This is a genomic window from Gelidibacter salicanalis, from assembly GCF_016469035.1.
Lineage (GTDB): Bacteria > Bacteroidota > Bacteroidia > Flavobacteriales > Flavobacteriaceae > Gelidibacter > Gelidibacter salicanalis_A.
Map to the genome: position 1 here is coordinate 1 of NZ_JAEHJZ010000623.1, position 237 is coordinate 237.

Here is a 237-nt window from a genome sequence, read left to right on the forward strand (position 1 = left end):
TAATGTGGTCCTTTGGGAGAAGCCCGTAGTGCTTTTCTTCTGCTGTCCCAAGAGAGCCACGTACCCTGACGGCATCTTGGACAAGGGAGTGAGGCCACCGGCAGCACCCATAAGCTTGGCCGCTGTCGAAGCCCCAACAATGGCCGAGAGGTTGGGGGCGATGAATGTCATGCGGCTTTCTACGAATCGCAGGATCTCGGCTTTGGACTCGTTCAGTTGGACAGCCATGTCGCAAGT

General features: G+C 56.5%; 1 protein-coding gene. It reads right to left on the minus strand.

Annotated features, from left to right (window positions below):
• The coding region (locus JEM65_RS22160; RefSeq protein ID WP_199603937.1) for a hypothetical protein at positions 1–237 on the minus strand (237 nt) is incomplete at both ends.